Raw genomic sequence first — 17,945 nt, forward strand, 5'->3', positions numbered from 1 at the left:
CCTAGGCCTGCTCGCCCCGTGCCCGGGGATGCGCCTTGTCATAGGCCAGCAGAAGCCGCGCGGCGTCGACTTCCGTGTAGATCTGCGTGGTTGAAAGACTGGCGTGCCCCAGCAGTTCCTGGATCGAACGCAAGTCCCCGCCGCTCGCCAGAAGATGCGTGGCAAAGGAGTGACGCAGGGCATGGGGTGTCGCACTGTCAGGCAAGCCCAGAGCGCCGCGCAGTTTCTCGACCGCCATCTGGACCAGACGCGGGCTGAGCGGCCCGCCACGCACGCCGACAAACAGCGGCCCGTCGGGTTCCAACTGGTAGGGACACAGCCGAAGATAGGCGGCGATCGCTTCGCCAACCGCCGGCAGCAAGGGCACGATGCGCTCCTTGCCGCCCTTGCCGACAATGCGCAAGCTGCGCGTGGTGGGCAAAGGTGCACTGCGCAAGGTCAGCGACAGGGCTTCTGAAATGCGCAGGCCGCAGCCATAAAGCAGCGTCAGAACGGCTGCATTGCGCGCTTCGATCCAGGGCGCAGCCTCCAGGGCCAGATCACCGGAGGTCACGGCCCTCGCATCCACTACCGACAGCGGCTTCGGTAGCGAACGTGGCTGGCGCGGCGGCCGCACCGCACCGGCTGCAGCCGCATTGACCTCGCCGCGCCGCTCCAGAAAGCCGAGGAAGGAGCGGATGCCGGCCAGCCCGCGCGCCAGCGAGCGACTGCCGACCCCGGCGTTCCGCCGACGGGCCAGAAACGCGCGAAAGTCCGAAGGAGCGAGACTTCGGATTTCTTCGACACCCGGCGCACCGCCGAGATGCAGTGCCAAAAACTGCAGGAACTGCGTCACATCGCGCTCATAGGCAACCAGGGTCTTGTCGGCCAGACGCCGTTCATCGCCAAGGTGATCGAGCCAAGCGGTGACACGGCGCATCAGCTCCGGCGTCGCATGGACAAGCAGGGAATCGGACGAGGGTACGTTGGACATGCTGCAATCTATACCAGATGTGGCTGGCGGTGCAGGTCCACCGGCACCGCCAGCCATCGCAGGGCAAAAGAAACCCCGGCGCGCGCGAAGGGTCGCGGCCGGGGCTGGGGGAAGTGCCTGGTTTGTGGTTCTGATGTGCGGTTCTGGCGTCCGTCTTCCTGTCTTCAGCGCGGGATGCGTTTGCCTGTAGCCTTGTCGAAGGGGTGGATGCGGTCGGTGGGGGCGGTGAAGGAGAGGACTTCGCCGGGCTGGTGGCGGGCGGCGGCGGGGACGCGGATGACCACATGCGGGGCCGCGCTGTTTGCCACTGTGCCGGTTGCCGCACTGTCACCGCCGATGGTCGCATAGAGGTAGCTCTCTGCGCCGACCGGTTCGAGCACGGTGGTGGTGACGGTGAGGCTGAGGTCGCCGGGGCCGGCGGGCCGCTCGCTGGCCGGCACGAAGTGCTCGGGCCGCACGCCCAGCGTATAGCCTGCCCCGTTGGCAAGGTCCGGACCGGCGAGGCCGCTGCCCCCTGCTGCCGTTTCGCTGTCGAGGGTTGCGCGGCCATCCCGCACGCTGACCGGGATCAGGTTCATGGCCGGCGAGCCGATGAAGGAGGCAACGAAGGTGGAGGCGGGCTGTTCATAGACCGAGATCGGATCGCCGATCTGCTCGATGGCCCCGCCATTGAGCACGACGAGCCGGTCGGCCAGCGTCATGGCCTCGAGCTGGTCATGGGTGACATAGACCGAGGTGGTGCCGAGGCTCTTCTGCAGGCGCTTGATCTCGACGCGCATCTGCACACGCAGCTTGGCATCGAGGTTGGAGAGTGGCTCGTCGAAGAGGAAGGCGGCCGGCTCGCGCACGATGGCGCGGCCCATGGCCACGCGCTGGCGCTGGCCGCCGGAGAGGGCCTTGGGCTTGCGCTCGAGGAAGGCACCGATCTCGAGGATGCGGGCCGCTTCCTTCACGCGGCGGTCGATCTCGTCCTTGGGCACGCCGCGATTGCGCAGGCCATAGGCGAGGTTGTTGTAGACGCTCATGTGCGGATAGAGCGCGTAGTTCTGGAACACCATGGCGATGTCGCGGTCGGCCGGATCGATCCGGTTGACGACCCGGTCGCCGATGCTGATCGTGCCCGAGGAAATCTCCTCGAGCCCGGCAATCATGCGCAAGAGCGTGGACTTGCCGCAGCCCGACGGACCCACCAGCACGATGAACTCGCCATCGGCGATGTCCATCGACACACCCTTCACCGCCTCAACACCGCCAGCATAGATCTTGCGGACTTCCTCTAGACTGATCGTCGCCATTTTACTTTTCCGTCTCCACAAGACCTTTGACGAAGAGCTTCTGCATCACGATGATGACAAGCACGGGCGGCAGCATTGATAGGACGGCTGCGGCCATCACGTAGTTCCAGTAGGGCAGGCCATCGGCCACATCGGCCATGCGCTTGATCGCCATGACGATCGTGTAGTAGCCCGTCTCGGTGGTCACCAGCATGGGCCAGAGATACTGGTTCCAGCCGTAGATGAAGAGGATCACGAAGAGCGCGGCGATGTTGGTCTGCGACAGCGGCAGCAGAATGTCGCGGAAGAACTTCATCGGTCCCGCACCATCGACCCGGGCCGCTTCCAGAAGCTCGTCAGGAACCGTCAGGAAGAACTGGCGGAACAGGAAGGTTGCCGTCGCGGAGGCGATCAGCGGCACTGTCAGTCCGAGATAACTGTTCAGCATGCCGAGGTCGGCCACGACCTTGAAGGTCGGCAGGATGCGCACTTCCACGGGCAGCATCAGGGTGACGAAGATCATCCAGAAGAAGAACTGGCGGAACGGGAAGCGAAAATAGACGATCGCGAAGGCCGACAGGATCGAGATCGCGATCTTGCCGGTGGCGATGATCAGCGCCATCACCAGCGAATTGAGCATCATCGGCCCAAGCGGCGGCGCGCCGGAGGTGCTGGCCCCGGTGGTCAGCAGGTCCCAGTAGGTCTGGAAGGCATGCGGGCCGGGAACCAGCGGGATCAGGCCCGACATGAACTCATCCGGCGCCCGAGTCGAGGCGATCAGCGCAACATAGACCGGAAACGCGACGACAATGACGCCGAGGATCAGGACCAGATGCGCAAGGGCAGTGAGCCAGGGTTTGTTTTCGACCATGACGGACTTGTCCTAGTAAGCCACGCGCCGCTCGACATAGCGGAACTGGACGAAGGTGAGCAGGATCACGATGCCCATCAGGATGACGGACTGTGCAGCGGACGAGCCAAGGTTCAGACCGATGAAGCCATCGGAGTAGACCTTGTAGACCAGGATGTTGGTCGACTGGGCCGGACCACCCTCGGTTGTGGCGTGGATAATGCCGAACGTGTCGAACATGGCGTAGACGACGTTGACGACCATCAGGAAGAACGAAGTGGGCGACAGGAGCGGCAGCGTGATCGTGAAGAAGCGTTTGAACGGGCCGGCGCCGTCAATTGCAGCAGCTTCGCGCAGCGACAACGGGATCGACTGCAGCCCGGCGAGGAAGAAGATGAAATTGTAGGAAATCTGCTTCCAGCTGGCGGCGATGACGACCAGGATCATCGCATCAGTGCTGTCCAGGGCATGGTTCCACTTGTAGCCAAGCATATCCATCACGAACGGCAGGATGCCGATGGTCGGGTTGAACAGGAACCACCACAGCACACCTGCAATAGCCGGGGCGACGGCGTAAGGCCAAAGCAGCAGCGTCGTGTATCCGCTTGCGCCCTTGATCAACCGGTCGACGCAGACCGCAAGCAACAGGGCCAGGCCGAGCGAAAGCGCCGCGACGCAGATCGAGAAGACAAGAGTGACCTGCAGCGAGTTCAGGTAATTCGGGTCGTTGAGCAGTGCGGTATAGTTGGCAAGGCCGACAAATGTCGTTTTGAAGCCAAAGGCGTCCTCGCGCAGGAACGACTGCCAGACGGCCTGGCCTGCAGGCCAGAAAAAGAAGATGCCCGTGATTGCGAGCTGGGGTGCCAGCAGGAAATACGGCAGAACCTTGTTAGGGAAGATCGTGCGTTTGGTTTGCATCAGGGACACCTGCTGGCGCAACGGACATAAAGACCCACGCCCCGGAGGCCAGAATGGCAACCGGGACGCGGGCGATTTGGATCCGGGAAGGATCAGTTGGCGTTGGCCGCCTCGAACTCACGCAGCAGCACGTTGCCACGCTTGACCAGATCGTCCAGGGCGACTTCGGCGGTCTTGGCTCCGCTCAGGACCTGCTGGAACTCTTCGTCGATGATGTCGCGGATCTGCACGTAGCTGCCGAAACGCAGGCCCTTGGAGTTGGCCGTCGGCTCGTTCAGCGTCATCTGCTTGATCGAAACGTCAGCACCCGGGTTCTTCTCGTAGAAGCCCTGCTGCTGGCTGAGGTCATAAGCAGCCTGGGTGATCGGCAGGTAGCCGGTGTCCTGGTGCCACTGAGCCTGCACTTCCGGGGACGACAGGTAGGTGAAGAAGTTGGCTACGCCCTTGTACTCTTCGTCCTTCTTGCCCTGCAGCACCCAGAGGGTCGCGCCGCCGATGATCGAGTTCTGCGGCTTCACGTCAGCATAGTGCGGCAGCATCGTGATGCCGACTTCGAAGTCCTTCGCATTGGCCAGAACGCCAGCGCGCGAGGCGGAGGAGTTCATGTACATGGCGCATTCCTGCGAATAGAACTTCGGGGGAGCGTCATTGCCGCCACCCTTACCGCCGTACTGGAAGATACCGGCATCCTGCCAGGTCTTCAGGTTGTTCCAGTGCTTGGCAACCAGCGGGTTATTGTAGGTCAGCTCGGTCTTCAGGCCACCAAAACCGTTCTCGAGGGTGCCGATCTGCTGGTTATGCCAGGCCGAGAAATTCTCGGTCTGAACCCAGGAAACCCAGCCCGTGGTGAAGCCGCACTTGGCTGCGCCGGATTCCATGATCTTCTTGGAGAAGGATTCCATCTCTTCCCAGGTCTTCGGCGGGGTGTTGGCGTCGAGACCAGCCTTGGTGAAGACGTCCTTGTTGTAATACAGGACGGGGGTCGAGGAGTTGAACGGCATGGAGAGCATGTTGCCCGCCGTGTCGGTGTAGTAGCCAACGACGGACGGCAGGAATGCCTTCGGGTCAAACGGCTCACCGGCGTTCGTCATCAGTTCATAGACCGGATAGACGGCGCCCTTGGCGGCCATCATGGTGCCGGTGCCGACTTCGAAAACCTGCACGATGTGCGGCTGCTGGCCGGCGCGGAAGGCGGCGATGGCAGCGGTCAGGGTCTCGGCATAGGTGCCCTTGAACACCGGAACGACCTTATAGTCGCTCTGGGTTTCATTGTACTTGGTCGCGACTGCTTCCAGCTTGGCGCCGAGTTCGCCACCCATGGCGTGCCACCAGGTGATCTCGGTGGCGGCGAAAGCTGCGGTCGAAGTACCAGCCATTGCCGCTGCGGCGACGAGGCTGGTCAGAAGATGACGTTTAGCCATTGTGTTTCCTGCTCCCAGTTGGAGGCCGTCCGGCCCGGACAGCGCTTGGAACCGGGGAATCTAGCCAGTAAGCTGAAACCCCTGCTTGCCCCTGCGCTGCTTATTGTTTTCATATGAACTACACATGTCGTTCATATGAAAGTTGTACGACAATTCGATGACGGCGACAATGCCCTTGCGGTCCGCGTTGCATCATGCAACGCAGCAAAACCAACGAATTCCCTGCATTCGCGCGGCGCGCACCAATATATTCCAGAATATTCCATTGTATTCCACTGTCACAAACGTACAGCACACAATATGTAACGGCCCAATTGTAATGTCCTGAACATGGGGGCAATGCGTCATGCAACTGTCGCCAAAGTTTCGCGCGGGCGACATCATGATTTCATATGAAAACACTACCCAATGCCGGCCTGAACCGTCTGCTGACCCAATGCGGCAGATACAGGCTGCAGGCTCATTCGCGCATGCAATGCCCGACCATCCCGGGCCCGATCCACTCAAGGAGTGTCCCATGTCTTTCCGCACCCTCGTTGCTGGCGCAGTCGCCGCAGCTGCCCTTCTCAGCGCCTCGGCGCCGGCCTTTGCCGCCACCCAGATTTCCTGGTGGCACGGCATGGGCGGCCGCAACGGCGAGATCATCAATGAACTGGCCACCAAGTTCAACGCAGCCCAGTCGGCATGCGCGCTGACCCCGGTTTCCAAGGGCACCTACGAGGAAGCCCTTGCTTCGGGCATCGCCGCCTTCCGCTCCGGCCAGCAGCCGAACATCCTGCAGGTGTTCGATGCCGGTGCCGCCACCATCATCAACGCCAAGGGCGCGACCGTTGCCGCCGAGGACCTGATCCGCGAAGCCGGCTACCCCTTCAAGGCCGAGGACTTCATCCAGGGCGTGCGTCATTTCTACGCCGACAAGGATGGCAAGTTCATCGGCATGCCGTTCAACTCGTCTGCTCCGATCATGTACTTCAACACCGAAGCCCTGAAGCAGGCCGGTGTCGAGGCGCCGAAGACCTGGGAAGAGTTCGAGACGATCGCTCCGAAGCTCAAGGCCGCCGGTTTTATCCCGCTCGTGCAGTCGCACCTGCCGTGGGAAATGGTCGAGAACTTCCATTCCCGCAACAACCTGCCGTTTGCCAACAACAACAACGGCTTTGACGGCGCTGAAGGCGCCAAGCTGACCGTCAACTCCCCCGAACAGCGCAAGATGTTCGAGAAGCTGGTCGAGTGGAAACAGGCTGACCTGTTCGGCTTCTACGGTGCCGGCTGGAACGAGAACCAGAAGCCGTTCGAAGACGGCAAGGTTGCCCTGTGGATCGGCTCGTCGGGTTCCTTCGGCGGCCTGCAGAAGACAGCCACCATGCCGTTCGGCGCGACGTTCCTGCCCTACTGGGAAGGCATCAAGGGCGCTGGCACCAACTCCTTCATCGGCGGCGCCGCCCTGTTCGCCATGGCCGGAAAGCCGGCTGAAGAGAACAAGTGCTCGGCGGATTTCTTCCAGTTCCTGACCTCGCCCGAGATCCAGTACTGGTACCACAAGACGTCGGGTTATGTGCCGATCACCTCGGCCGCCTATGAGCTGGCCAAGAAGGACGGCTACTACACCGAGACCCCGGCCGCCGAAGTCGGCATCCAGCAGCTGATGCTGCCGGGCGGCGAATGGTCCAAGGGCTACCGCCTCGGCTTCTACCCGCAGATCCGCGACGTCATGAACCGCGAGTTCGGCAAGGTCTTCGCTGGCGAGATCAAGGTCGAAGACGCCTTCAAGACCATCGAAGAAGAAGCAAACCAGATCCTCGCCCGCTTCGCCAAGACCGCCGGCTGATCTGATCCTGCCATTGAGACAACGGCCGGGCCATGCCCGGCCGTTCGTCCTATCGTCCGTCCTGCGTCCTGCCGGCCATGTAAGGCCGCGACGCCTGCCAGATCCGCGAGCCAGCCCATGAAGCGCGCCCAGTTTTCCTCGCCGCTGCTGCCCTATTTCCTGCTCGCCCCGCAGCTGGCCATCATCTTCATCTTCTTCTACTGGCCGTCGGCCCAGGCGATCCAGTCCTCGTTCTACATCGAGGATCCCTTCGGCTTTGGCGCTACCTTCGTCGGGCTCGAGAACTACACCACGGTGCTGGGCTCGTCCGAGTATCTGCGCATCGCCCAGTTCACGCTGGTGTTCACGCTGATCGTCACCTTCCTGTCGCTGTCCATCGCCCTTGTGCTGGCGGTGAAGGCAGACGCCGTGCTGACGGGCGCTTCCACCTATCGCAGCCTGCTGATGTGGGTCTATGCTATTGCCCCGCCGGTGGCCGGCCTGATGGGCATCATGTTCTTCGACCAGCACATCGGCCCGCTGGTGGATCTGGCCGCCCTGTTCGGCTGGGACATGCGTGTCGGCGTCAACTATTACGACACCGCCTTCGCCATGGTCGTGATCGCCGTCTGGAAGCAGATCCCGTATAATTTCATCTTCTTCTTGTCCGGGCTGCAGGCCATCCCGAAACATCTGCGCGAGGCGGCGGCCATCGACTGCCGCTCGGAATTGCGCCGCTTCTGGACCGTGACCCTGCCAATGCTTGCCCCCACGGCCTTCTTCCTCCTGATCATCAACATGACCTACGCCCTGTTCGACACGTTCGGCATCATCGACGTGGTCACCCGCAACGAGCCTGCCAACAATCCGCTGACGCTGGTCTACAAGGTCTATCTCGACGGTTTCCGGTCCAACGACCTTGGTGGCTCGTCGGCGCAGTCGGTGATCCTGATGATCGTCGTGCTCGTGCTGACGATGGCCCAGTTCCGCTTCATCGAGCGGCGCGTGCATTACGGCTGAGGAGAACACCATGTCCCGGTTCAAGCCGCTCGATCACCTGATCCTCATGCTGGGCGCCTTCATCATGATCGCCCCGGTGGTGATGGCCTTCCTGACCTCCACCCACTCCGCCGTCGCGATCCACCAGAACGGACTGATGCTGTCCCTGGGCGACGAGTTCCTGTCGACCTATGGCAAGGTGCTGACCCACAAGGGCGGGTTCACCGGCCAGGTCACCGGCATGACCATGCTGATGAACTCGCTGATCCTTGGCGTCGGCTTTGCCGTGGGCAAGATCATCCTGTCGATGCTTGCCGCCTACGCGCTGGTCTATTTCCGGCTGCCGCTGGCGAGCCTGTTCTTCTGGATCATCTTCACCACGCTGCTGCTGCCGCTCGAGGTGCGCATCCTGCCATCCTATGAGGTGGTTCAGGGGCTCGGCATGCTCAACAGCTATTCCGGCCTGATCGTGCCGCTGCTGGCCTCGGCCACCGGCACTTTCTATTTCCGCCAGTTCTTCCGCTCCGTGCCGGAGGAACTGGTCGAGGCCGCCCGCATCGATGGCGCCGGTCCCGTCCGGTTCTTCCTCGACATCCTGGTGCCGACCTCGCGCACGATGATCGCCGCGATCTTCATCATCATGTTCGTCTACGGCTGGAACCAGTACCTCTGGCCGACGCTGATGACCAATGACGAGGGCTATTACACCCTGGTGCGCGGCATCAAGACGATCCTGCTCGCCTGGATCGGTTCCAACATCCCTGAGTACAACGAGGCCTTCGCCCTGACGATCCTGGCCATGCTGCCACCCGTGCTCATCGTGGTGGTGTTCCAGAGCTGGTTCATCAAGGGCCTGACCGAAAGCGACAAGTGAGCGACTGCGATGGCGACGATCAGTCTAGAGGAAGTCCGCAAGATCTATGCTGGCGGTGTTGAGGCGGTGAAGAGTGTGTCGATGGACATCGCCGATGGCGAGTTCATCGTGCTGGTGGGGCCGTCGGGCTGCGGCAAGTCCACGCTCTTGCGCATGATCGCCGGGCTCGAGGAGATTTCCTCGGGCACGATCAGCATCGGCGACAGGGTCGTCAACCGGATCGATCCGGCCGACCGCGACATCGCCATGGTGTTCCAGAACTACGCGCTCTATCCGCATATGAGCGTCTACAACAACCTCGCCTATGGCCTGCGCAACCGCGGCGTGCCCAAGGACGAGATCGACCGCCGCGTGAAGGAAGCCGCCCGCATCCTCGAGATCGGCGCCTTCCTCGAGCGCAAGCCCAAGGCCCTCTCCGGCGGCCAGCGCCAGCGCGTGGCCATGGGCCGCGCCATCGTGCGCGAGCCGGCTGCCTTCCTCTTCGACGAGCCGCTCTCCAACCTCGATGCCAAGCTGCGCGTGCAGATGCGCGTCGAGATCAAGCGCCTGCAGAAGAGCCTCGGCACCACCTCGGTCTATGTCACCCATGACCAGCTCGAGGCCATGACGCTGGCCGACCGGCTCGTCGTGCTCAATGGCGGCGCCATCGAGCAGATCGGCGATCCGATCTCGGTCTATGAACAGCCCGCCTCCACCTTCGTTGCCTCCTTCATCGGCTCGCCGGCCATGAACCTGATCCCGGTCAGCGTACGTGACGGCCGCGCAACCCTCGACAGCGAAACGGCAGCAGGGGGCTCCAGCCTCTCCGGTCCGGATCTTGGCAATGGAACTGGCTATACGCTGGGCGTGCGGCCCGAGCACTTCGTGCCGGCCAGCGAGCGGCCCGCCGGCCCCGGCGACCTCAGCCTCACCGTCACCACCACCGTGCTCGAACCGGTCGGCGCAGAGAGCTACCTCTATGCCAGCATCGGCGGTGACAGCGGGGCAACCGGTGCAACAGTTACAAACAGTTCTGCCGCGCATGTGGTCATCCGCGTCCCCGCCGCCGCCCGCCACCAGCCCGGCGAAGTCCTCTCCTTCACCGCCACCGCCGACCGCCTCCACGCCTTCGACAAGACAACCGGCAAACGCATCCCGCGCTGAAGACAGGAAGACGGACGCCAGAACCGCACATCAGAACCACAAACCAGGCACTTCCCCCAGCCCCGGCCGCGACCCTTCGCGCGCGCCGGGGTTTCTTTTTGGCACGAGGGCAGCATCAGCACAAATGAACGGTCAGCATTTTCATTTGCCGGCGTAATTCATCCGTGTGCGACATGCATCTGTCAGAACACGACATTTTCAATCACACTGCTTAACCTGGCCGCAATCCTGGCATAGTCGTCAGGCACGATGTGACGGTTTGATGACGTTCAGCGGTCTGGACGCGCACCGGAGGGCGATCATGCACCCACTCCTGCTTCTGCTGCATCTGGCCGCGGCGGTCATGCTGCTTCTCTGGGCCGTGCGCATGGTGCGCACCGGCATGGAGCGGGCCTATGGCGCGGCCCTGCGCGATGGCCTGCGCAAGGCCCAGGGCGGCGTGGCCGGCATGGCGCTGGCCGGGGCGGTGCTGGCGGTGCTGCTGCAGAGTTCCACCGCTGTTGGCCTGCTGGCCGCCGGGTTTGCCGCGACGGGTCTGCTGGGCGGCGCAGCGGGGCTTGCGGCACTGATCGGTGCCGATGTCGGGTCGGCGCTGGTGGTGCGGATCCTGTCGATGGACCTGTCGGCTCTCATCCCGGTGCTGATCCTTGTTGGCTGCGTGCTGTTCCTGAAATTTGAAGGCCGGCAGCCGCGGCAGATCGGCCGCATCGTGCTGGGCATCGGCTTCGTGCTCCTGTCGCTGCAGATGATCGGCGAGGCGACTGCGCCGCTGCGGCAGAGCCAGGTGCTGCCGGCGGTGATCGGATATCTGCAAGGCGATGCCCTGACCGCCTTCGCGCTGATCGCCCTCCTGACCTTCGGGCTGCATTCGTCGGTCGCGATGATCCTGCTGCTGGCGACCCTGGCCGGTGCAGGTGTGCTGCCACTCGATGCTGCGCTGCCGATGGTGCTGGGGGCCAATCTGGGTGCCGGGTTCATCGCCGTCTGGCTGACCCGCGACATGGCGCCGGCGGCGCGCAGCATTCCGCTGGGCAATCTTCTTGTCCGGGCGCTGGCGGCGTTGGGCGGGCTGGTCCTGCTTGCCCTCGTTCCGGTCAGTCCGGACTGGCTGGGCGACGGCGGTGCGGCGCAACTGGTGAACGCGCATCTTGCATTCAACGGTCTGCTGGCGCTCGCAGCGCTTCCCTTCGTGCGCCCGGTGTACCGTCTTGCCGAACGGTTGCTGAGAGAAAAGCCAGTGCCGGAAGTGCTGGCCAGCCAGCGGCCGCAAAGCGCCCTCGACCGTTCGACGCTGGCGCTGCCGGGCCTTGCGCTGGCCTCTGCCAAGCGGGAACTGCTGTTGATGGGGGAAACCGTCGAGCAGATGTTCCGGCCCGTGATGGACCTGATGGCCGGAGCCGACGGCGCGCGCATCGGCGCCGTGCGCGACCTTGATACAGAGGTCAACCGCCGTCACCGCGACATCAAGCTATTCATTGCCGAGATGACCCGGGGCAAGCTGAGTGAGGACGAGGCGCGGCGAGGGCTGGAACTCACCGACGTCGCCATCAACATGGAGCACATCGGCGACATCATCGCCAAGACCCTGCTGCCGCTTGCCGACGAGAAGAACCGCCTGCGCCTGAGTTTCTCCGATGAAGGCTGGGCCGAGATGCTGCGGCTGCATGCCCGGGTTCTGGCCAATCTGCAGATGGCGATGAATGTGCTGATTTCCGGCGACATCCAGTCGGCGCAACAGTTGATGCGCGAGAAGGAGGCCATGCGCCAGCTCGAGCGCGACAGCCATGCCCGGCACCTGAAGCGGCTTCAGACCGGCAACGCCGACAGCATTGCCACGTCGAACATGCATCTGGAGGTCGTGCGGGCGTTCAAGGAAATCAATTCCCTGCTGGTGACCGTGGCGCACCCGATCCTTGAAGAGCAGGGGCTGATGCTGAAGAGCAGACTGGCGGAACCCGGCCAGGATCAAGGAGAGGCGCTGCGCCTTGCCTGAGGAGCGCGTAGCGCCGCAGGATGAGGGTCAGTCCGGCAGTCGGATGACGAACAGCTTGCGTGTCGTCTCGACGACCTCCCAGATGCCGGAAAAACCTGGCTTGATGATGAAGCTGTCGCCGGCCTTGAGGTCCCGGACAGCGCCGCTGGCGTCGGTCAGGCGCGAGTGGCCGCTGAGGATCGAGCAGAATTCCCATTCGTCATAGGATACGCGCCACGCCCCCGGCGTGGACTGCCAGACACCGGTGAACTGGCGGTCGTCGTCCCGCGTCTCGACCAGCCACGTGGTGAACTGCGGCGAGCCCGACACGATCTTTTCCGGCGCCGGTGTGTCCGTTTCGGCGGTGAGGCGGTCAAGGTCAAAGGGAAGGAAGTGCTGCATGGGTTTGTCCTGAACAGGTCGGCCGATTGATTTGCAACGCAGGGCCCAAAGGTTCAAACGAGCTCCGGACAGATGATCAAGGCGAACGTGCCGGGCGCCACTGCACTGCATCCACAAAACTCGGGCAACGCTACACGGGCATTCGAGGCCCCGCCAGACCAAAGGGACTGACGCGCGCCGGGACCGAGGCAAGACCGGCAAAGGTCGGAAAAACCAAAAGGCAGGTTCGTTGCCGAACCTGCCTTTGAAGTGGTGGAGCCAATCGGAATCGAACCGACGACCTCTTGAATGCCATTCAAGCGCTCTCCCAACTGAGCTATGGCCCCGTGTCTCTCGCGCCGGCTTGGGTACCGGCGTCTTGTGGAGCTGGCTTATAGAGGGGGTCTGCAGATTGATCAAGAGCTTGTTGGAAGTTTTTTCCTCACAGCCCTGTGGACAATCCCGACCCCCTTAAACCAAGACCGGCTAACCGCTTAACGGTCTGTATCGTCGTCGATTTCCAGCACGATGCCGGGAACGTCCTCGTCCTCTTCGTCCTCGACATCGATGAAGACGTCATCCACCGCATCGTCACCGATGTCGGCTTCGTCGTCTTCTTCGAGATCCGGCACGACATCGCCCTCGACCTCGGCGTCGGCCTCTTCCAGCGTGACCAGCTCAGGGGCCGCCAGATCGACCTCATCGTCCTCGTCCTCTTCCTGCACCACCACGCGGGCGGCCTTGGCGGCACGGGTGCTCGACACGATGTCAAACAGGGTGCCGCACTTCGGGCAGGTGATCGGGGTGCGGTTCAGGTCGTAATATTTGGCGCCGCAGCCAGGGCACAGACGCTTTGTACCGAGTTCAGGTTTTGCCACCGTGCTTACCCTTTGTTCGAGCTTGAGGGGTGTCCAGAATGCCCTCGTCGGAGTGGCGCGGCCCGTAACGCCGTCGCGCCCATCTGTCAAAGGCTAAATGATCGGTCACGTTCTCTGAAGCATTCTCAGTCGGCGTACAAGCAAAAATTCGAGCTTCCCGCCTGCTGTTTGATGACGGACCGGAGCCCCCGTGATAGGAGTGACAACCTTTTTTGACCTACCAGCTTCCGGAAGCACCCATGTCGCACCATTCGTCACCCCGTCCCTTGCGGTCCCGTGCCGGTTCTGCCCTGCACGGACGCATCCGTGTGCCCGGTGACAAATCCGTCTCGCACCGCTCACTCATGTTCGGCGCACTGGCGCTTGGCCGCACCACTGTGACCGGTCTGCTGGAGGGCGAGGATGTCCTCAACACTGCCGGTGCGATGCGCGCGGCCGGAGCACGGATCGAGAAGACAGCCGACGGAACCTGGCTGATCGACGGCGTTGGTCTGGGCAACCTGATGGAGCCAGATCACGTCATCGATTTCGGCAATGCCGGCACCGGCGTGCGTCTGACCATGGGTATTTTCGGCACGCATCCGATTGCCGCGACCTTTGTCGGCGATGCCTCGCTGTCGCGCCGGCCGATGGGCCGGGTGCTGGATCCGCTGCGCCTGATGGGCACGCAGGTCGTCGCCCGGGTCGGCGACCGGTTGCCGCTGTCAATCCGTGGCGCCGAAGTGCCGCTGCCGATCACCTACCGGGTGCCGATGCCCTCGGCCCAGGTGAAGTCGGCAGTGCTGCTGGCCGGGCTTAACACGCCGGGTGAAACCACCGTCATCGAGCCGATTGCCACGCGCGACCACACGGAAAAAATGATGGCCGGGTTCGGCGCCGACATTTCCGTCACCATCGATGACGCAGGCGCGCGCATCATCCGCCTGAAAGGCCAGCCGGACCTGAAAGCCCAGGCCATCGATGTGCCGGGTGACCCGTCCTCTGCTGCCTTCCCGATTGTCGCTGCGCTGATAACGCCAGGCTCGGACATCACGGTCGAGAACGTGCTCCTCAACGAGCACCGCACCGGGCTGATCACCACGCTGATCGAGATGGGCGGCGACATCACCATCGAGAATGAGCGCATGGCCGGCGGCGAGCGCGTCGGCGACATTCGTGTGGTTTACAGCAAGCTCAAGGGCGTTGCGGTTCCGGCGAGCCGGGCCCCGTCGATGATTGACGAGTATCCGGTGCTGGCCATTGCGGCCGCCTTTGCCGAGGGCGACACCTACATGCCCGGTCTCGACGAACTCCGCGTCAAGGAGTCCGATCGTCTCGCGGCCGTGGCGCGCGGCCTCGAAGTCAATGGCATTCCCTGCCGGGAAGGCGAGACGGAACTGACCGTCACAGGCGGGGCAAACCGCAAGGGTGGTGGAACGGTTGCAACCCATCTCGATCACCGGATTGCCATGAGCTTCCTGGTGCTGGGCATGGCCAGTGATACGGCCGTGACCGTGGACGATGGCGCCGTCATCGCCACGAGCTTCCCGACCTTCACCAGCCTGTTCACCGGCCTTGGGGCCGACATTTCCGAACTCGAGGACGTTGGCGCATGATCATCGCCATCGATGGCCCGGCAGCGTCCGGCAAGGGTACCCTGGCCCGGCGGCTGGCAAGCCATTTCGGCCTGCGCCACCTGGACACGGGCCTGACCTACCGCGCCGTCGCGGCGGCACTGCTGGCCAATGGTTTGCCGCTCGGCGACGAAGCCATTGCCGTCGACATTGCCCACCGTCTTGACCTTGGCCACATGGACCGGAGCGTGCTGTCCGCCCATGAGATCGGCGAGGCTGCATCCCGCATGGCGGTTTTGCCAGGTCTTCGAGAGGAGCTCGTGCGATTGCAGCGTGCTTTTGCCATGGTGCCTCCGGGTGCGGTGCTGGATGGACGCGACATCGGAACCGTTGTGTGTCCGGATGCAGAGGTGAAGCTCTACATCACTGCAGCACCTGAGGCGCGGGCCAGACGCCGGACGGCGGAAATCCTGTCCCAGGGCAAGGAAGCAGACTTTGTGTCTGTTCTTGAGGACCTGAAGCGCCGCGATGAGCGCGACCAGACCCGTGCCGTCGCCCCGTTGAAACAGGCCGCAGACGCGCACTTGCTTGATACGACCGAAATGGATATAGAGACGGCGTTCCGGGCGGCTGTGGATATCGTGACAGCCAACCGGGCTTCCTGAGCGAGCATCGCGACCAATGCCGTCTTGACGGCCCGCCAGTCCGGTAGAGATCCGGGTGGCGGGGCGATCTGGTTTAAAGACCAGCATCCGGCTCCGTGATTGACCAGCCCTACGCCCTCCGGGTGTTTCGGCCTGATCGCTTCAGGATGCCGCCAGGCTGCAGGCAGGTCTTGCAGAATGGGAACACGCGATTTTCAAGACGAGCCCGACCGCACGTCTTTAACTGGAAGACCCGGATCCTCCGGCTTCCGCCCGCCGGCCCATTCCCTCTGCGCTTTGCAGGCTGGATGGCTGGAGCCAGAAGACGGCTCCCGGGAGGTGAAGGATCCGGACCACAACACAAACCCGCCGGCGCCCGCCAGAAATGGCACCAGGAGATTATATGAGCCAACTGAACCCCTCCACCGCGGATTTTGCGGCCCTTCTGAATGAGTCCTTTGCCTCGAACGACCTCTATGAAGGTTCGGTCGTCAAGGGCCTCATCGTTGCCATCGAGAAGGACCTTGCCGTCATCGACGTCGGCCTCAAGGTGGAAGGCCGCGTGCCGCTGAAGGAATTCGGCGTCAAGGGCCGTGATAGCGAACTGAAGGTCGGCGACGAGGTCGAGGTCTACCTGGAGCGCGTCGAGAACGCCCTGGGTGAAGCTGTTCTGTCGCGCGAGAAGGCTCGCCGCGAAGAGAGCTGGGTCCGTCTCGAAGTCTCCTTCGAGAAGGGCGACAAGGTTACCGGCCAGATCTTCAACCAGGTCAAGGGCGGCTTCACCGTCGATCTCGACGGCGCCGTGGCCTTCCTGCCGCGTTCGCAGGTCGATATCCGTCCGGTGCGCGATGTCACCCCGCTGATGCACACCCCGCAGCCGTTCCAGATCCTCAAGATGGACAAGCGCCGCGGCAACATCGTGGTCTCGCGCCGCGTTGTTCTGGAAGAAACCCGCGCCGAACAGCGTTCGGAACTGGTCCAGAGCCTCGAGGAAGGTCAGACCGTGGAAGGCGTGGTCAAGAACATCACCGACTACGGTGCGTTCGTCGACCTCGGCGGCATCGATGGCCTGCTGCACGTCACCGACATCGCGTGGCGCCGCATCAACCATCCGTCGGAAGTGCTGTCCATCGGCCAGACCGTCCGCGTCCAGATCATCCGCGTCAACCAGGACACCCATCGTATCAGCCTCGGCATGAAGCAGCTTGAGACCGATCCGTGGGATGGCATCGAAGCCAAGTACCCGATCGACGCCAAGTTCTCGGGCCGCGTGACCAACATCACCGATTACGGCGCATTCGTCGAACTGGAGCCGGGCATCGAAGGCCTGATCCACGTTTCCGAAATGTCCTGGACCAAGAAGAACGTGCATCCGGGCAAGATCGTTTCGACCTCGCAGGAAGTCGACGTCATGGTCCTGGAAGTCGATCCGGTCAAGCGCCGCATCTCGCTGGGCCTCAAGCAGACCCTGCAGAACCCGTGGGATGCTTTCGCAGAACGCTTCCCGGTCAACACGGAAGTCGAAGGCGAAGTCAAGAACAAGACCGAGTTCGGCCTGTTCATCGGCCTCGACGGCGACGTGGATGGCATGGTGCACCTGTCCGACCTCGACTGGAACCGTCCGGGCGAGCAGGTCATCGAGGAGTACAAGAAGGGCGACATGGTCAAGGCCGTGGTGCTCGACGTCGACGTGGAGAAGGAGCGTATTTCCCTCGGTATCAAGCAGCTCGGCGGTGATCCGTTCGAGTCCGCCGCTGCCGGTGAAGTCCGCAAGAACGCCATCGTCACCTGCGAAGTCATCGAGGTGAAGGAAGGCGGCCTGGAAGTTAAGCTCGCAGACAGCGACCTGACCTCCTTCATCCGCCGCGCCGACCTGTCCCGTGACCGCGCTGAACAGCGTCCGGAGCGCTTCTCGGTTGGCGAGAAGATCGACGCACGCATCACCCAGTTCGACAAGAAGACCCGTCGCGTCTCCGTCTCGATCAAGGCGCTGGAAATCGCCGAAGAGAAGGAAGCAGTCGCACAGTACGGTTCGTCCGACTCGGGCGCTTCGCTGGGCGACATCCTGAGCGCAGCTCTGAAGGCTCGCGACGAGGACTAATCCTCGCGCAAGGTCTCAAGTCTTGAACACGGAACGGCCCGGGCAATCGCCCGGGCCGTTTTCCTTTGTTGATCCTCCAACTAAGATCCGCAAGGCCTGGCGCCGCAGCCGGAGACATTCCGTTGCCGATTGTGAAGGCAGGCTCGCTCGCCAACCT

The 17,945-nt window shown here is 62.9% G+C and carries 15 protein-coding genes and 1 tRNA gene; 8 read left to right on the plus strand and 8 right to left on the minus strand.

The annotated features are described in order from the left end of the window. Position 1: 1 nt before the first annotated feature. The 5 genes from C8348_RS07640 to ugpB all read right to left on the minus strand — a co-directional run bounded on the left by C8348_RS07640 (position 2) and on the right by ugpB (position 5,436). A complete protein-coding gene (locus tag C8348_RS07640) occupies positions 2 to 973 on the minus strand; it encodes a tyrosine recombinase XerC (RefSeq protein ID WP_106752705.1) in 972 nt (323 codons plus the stop codon). A gap of 164 nt (positions 974 to 1,137) precedes the next feature. After that, positions 1,138 to 2,268 carry a sn-glycerol-3-phosphate import ATP-binding protein UgpC gene (locus C8348_RS07645; RefSeq protein WP_106752706.1) on the minus strand — a complete coding sequence of 377 codons (1,131 nt, stop codon included), beginning with the start codon at positions 2,266 to 2,268 and terminating at the stop codon, positions 1,138 to 1,140. Position 2,269: 1 nt separating this feature from the next. Next, entirely contained in the window at positions 2,270 to 3,118 is an 849-nt protein-coding gene (ugpE, locus tag C8348_RS07650; RefSeq protein WP_106752707.1) for a sn-glycerol-3-phosphate ABC transporter permease UgpE, read from the minus strand. Between the two features lie 12 nt (positions 3,119 to 3,130). Next, a complete protein-coding gene (gene ugpA, locus C8348_RS07655; RefSeq protein ID WP_106752708.1) occupies positions 3,131 to 4,015 on the minus strand; it encodes a sn-glycerol-3-phosphate ABC transporter permease UgpA in 885 nt (294 codons plus the stop codon). A gap of 92 nt (positions 4,016 to 4,107) precedes the next feature. Beyond that, positions 4,108 to 5,436 (minus strand): sn-glycerol-3-phosphate ABC transporter substrate-binding protein UgpB, encoded by a 1,329-nt coding sequence (gene ugpB, locus C8348_RS07660; protein WP_106752709.1) that lies wholly within the window; start codon positions 5,434 to 5,436, stop codon positions 4,108 to 4,110. A 517-nt stretch (positions 5,437 to 5,953) separates the two neighbouring features. On the opposite strand from ugpB, the gene C8348_RS07665 reads away from it, so the two are divergent. The 5 genes from C8348_RS07665 (at position 5,954) to C8348_RS07685 (ending at position 12,252) form a co-directional block, all read left to right on the plus strand. Continuing rightward, positions 5,954 to 7,264, plus strand: a complete 1,311-nt coding sequence (locus C8348_RS07665) for an extracellular solute-binding protein (RefSeq protein ID WP_106752710.1) — start codon at positions 5,954 to 5,956, stop codon at positions 7,262 to 7,264. 117 nt (positions 7,265 to 7,381) lie between these two features. Then, entirely contained in the window at positions 7,382 to 8,263 is an 882-nt protein-coding gene (locus tag C8348_RS07670) for an ABC transporter permease subunit (protein ID WP_106752711.1), read from the plus strand. A gap of 10 nt (positions 8,264 to 8,273) precedes the next feature. Beyond that, on the plus strand, positions 8,274 to 9,116 hold the full coding sequence (locus tag C8348_RS07675; RefSeq protein WP_106752712.1) for an ABC transporter permease subunit: 843 nt from the start codon (positions 8,274 to 8,276) through the stop codon (positions 9,114 to 9,116). Positions 9,117 to 9,125: 9 nt separating this feature from the next. Beyond that, a complete protein-coding gene (locus C8348_RS07680; protein WP_106752713.1) occupies positions 9,126 to 10,259 on the plus strand; it encodes a sn-glycerol-3-phosphate import ATP-binding protein UgpC in 1,134 nt (377 codons plus the stop codon). A gap of 301 nt (positions 10,260 to 10,560) precedes the next feature. Continuing rightward, a complete protein-coding gene (locus C8348_RS07685) occupies positions 10,561 to 12,252 on the plus strand; it encodes a Na/Pi cotransporter family protein (RefSeq protein ID WP_106752714.1) in 1,692 nt (563 codons plus the stop codon). 27 nt (positions 12,253 to 12,279) lie between these two features. Here C8348_RS07685 and C8348_RS07690 read toward each other — a convergent pair whose 3' ends face one another. The 3 genes from C8348_RS07690 to C8348_RS07700 form a co-directional block, all read right to left on the minus strand. Continuing rightward, positions 12,280 to 12,633: a cupin domain-containing protein gene (locus C8348_RS07690; RefSeq protein WP_157950400.1), complete on the minus strand. Its 354-nt coding sequence runs from the start codon at positions 12,631 to 12,633 to the stop codon at positions 12,280 to 12,282. A gap of 250 nt (positions 12,634 to 12,883) precedes the next feature. Next, positions 12,884 to 12,959 (minus strand) — tRNA-Ala (locus C8348_RS07695). Positions 12,960 to 13,106: 147 nt separating this feature from the next. Next, entirely contained in the window at positions 13,107 to 13,490 is a 384-nt protein-coding gene (locus tag C8348_RS07700) for a TIGR02300 family protein (RefSeq protein ID WP_106752716.1), read from the minus strand. 239 nt (positions 13,491 to 13,729) lie between these two features. Between C8348_RS07700 and aroA the strand changes: the two genes are divergently transcribed. The 3 genes from aroA (at position 13,730) to rpsA (ending at position 17,788) form a co-directional block, all read left to right on the plus strand. Further along, positions 13,730 to 15,085, plus strand: coding sequence for a 3-phosphoshikimate 1-carboxyvinyltransferase (gene aroA / locus C8348_RS07705; RefSeq protein ID WP_106752717.1), 1,356 nt, complete (start codon positions 13,730 to 13,732; stop codon positions 15,083 to 15,085). Then, positions 15,082 to 15,708 carry a (d)CMP kinase gene (gene cmk / locus C8348_RS07710; protein ID WP_106752718.1) on the plus strand — a complete coding sequence of 209 codons (627 nt, stop codon included), beginning with the start codon at positions 15,082 to 15,084 and terminating at the stop codon, positions 15,706 to 15,708. The genes aroA and cmk overlap by 4 nt, the downstream gene beginning before the upstream one ends. A gap of 382 nt (positions 15,709 to 16,090) precedes the next feature. Next, positions 16,091 to 17,788 (plus strand): 30S ribosomal protein S1, encoded by a 1,698-nt coding sequence (gene rpsA, locus C8348_RS07715; RefSeq protein ID WP_106752719.1) that lies wholly within the window; start codon positions 16,091 to 16,093, stop codon positions 17,786 to 17,788. Positions 17,789 to 17,945 lie beyond the last annotated feature (157 nt).

It is taken from the genome of Pannonibacter carbonis (assembly GCF_003012935.1).
Lineage (GTDB): Bacteria > Pseudomonadota > Alphaproteobacteria > Rhizobiales > Stappiaceae > Pannonibacter > Pannonibacter carbonis.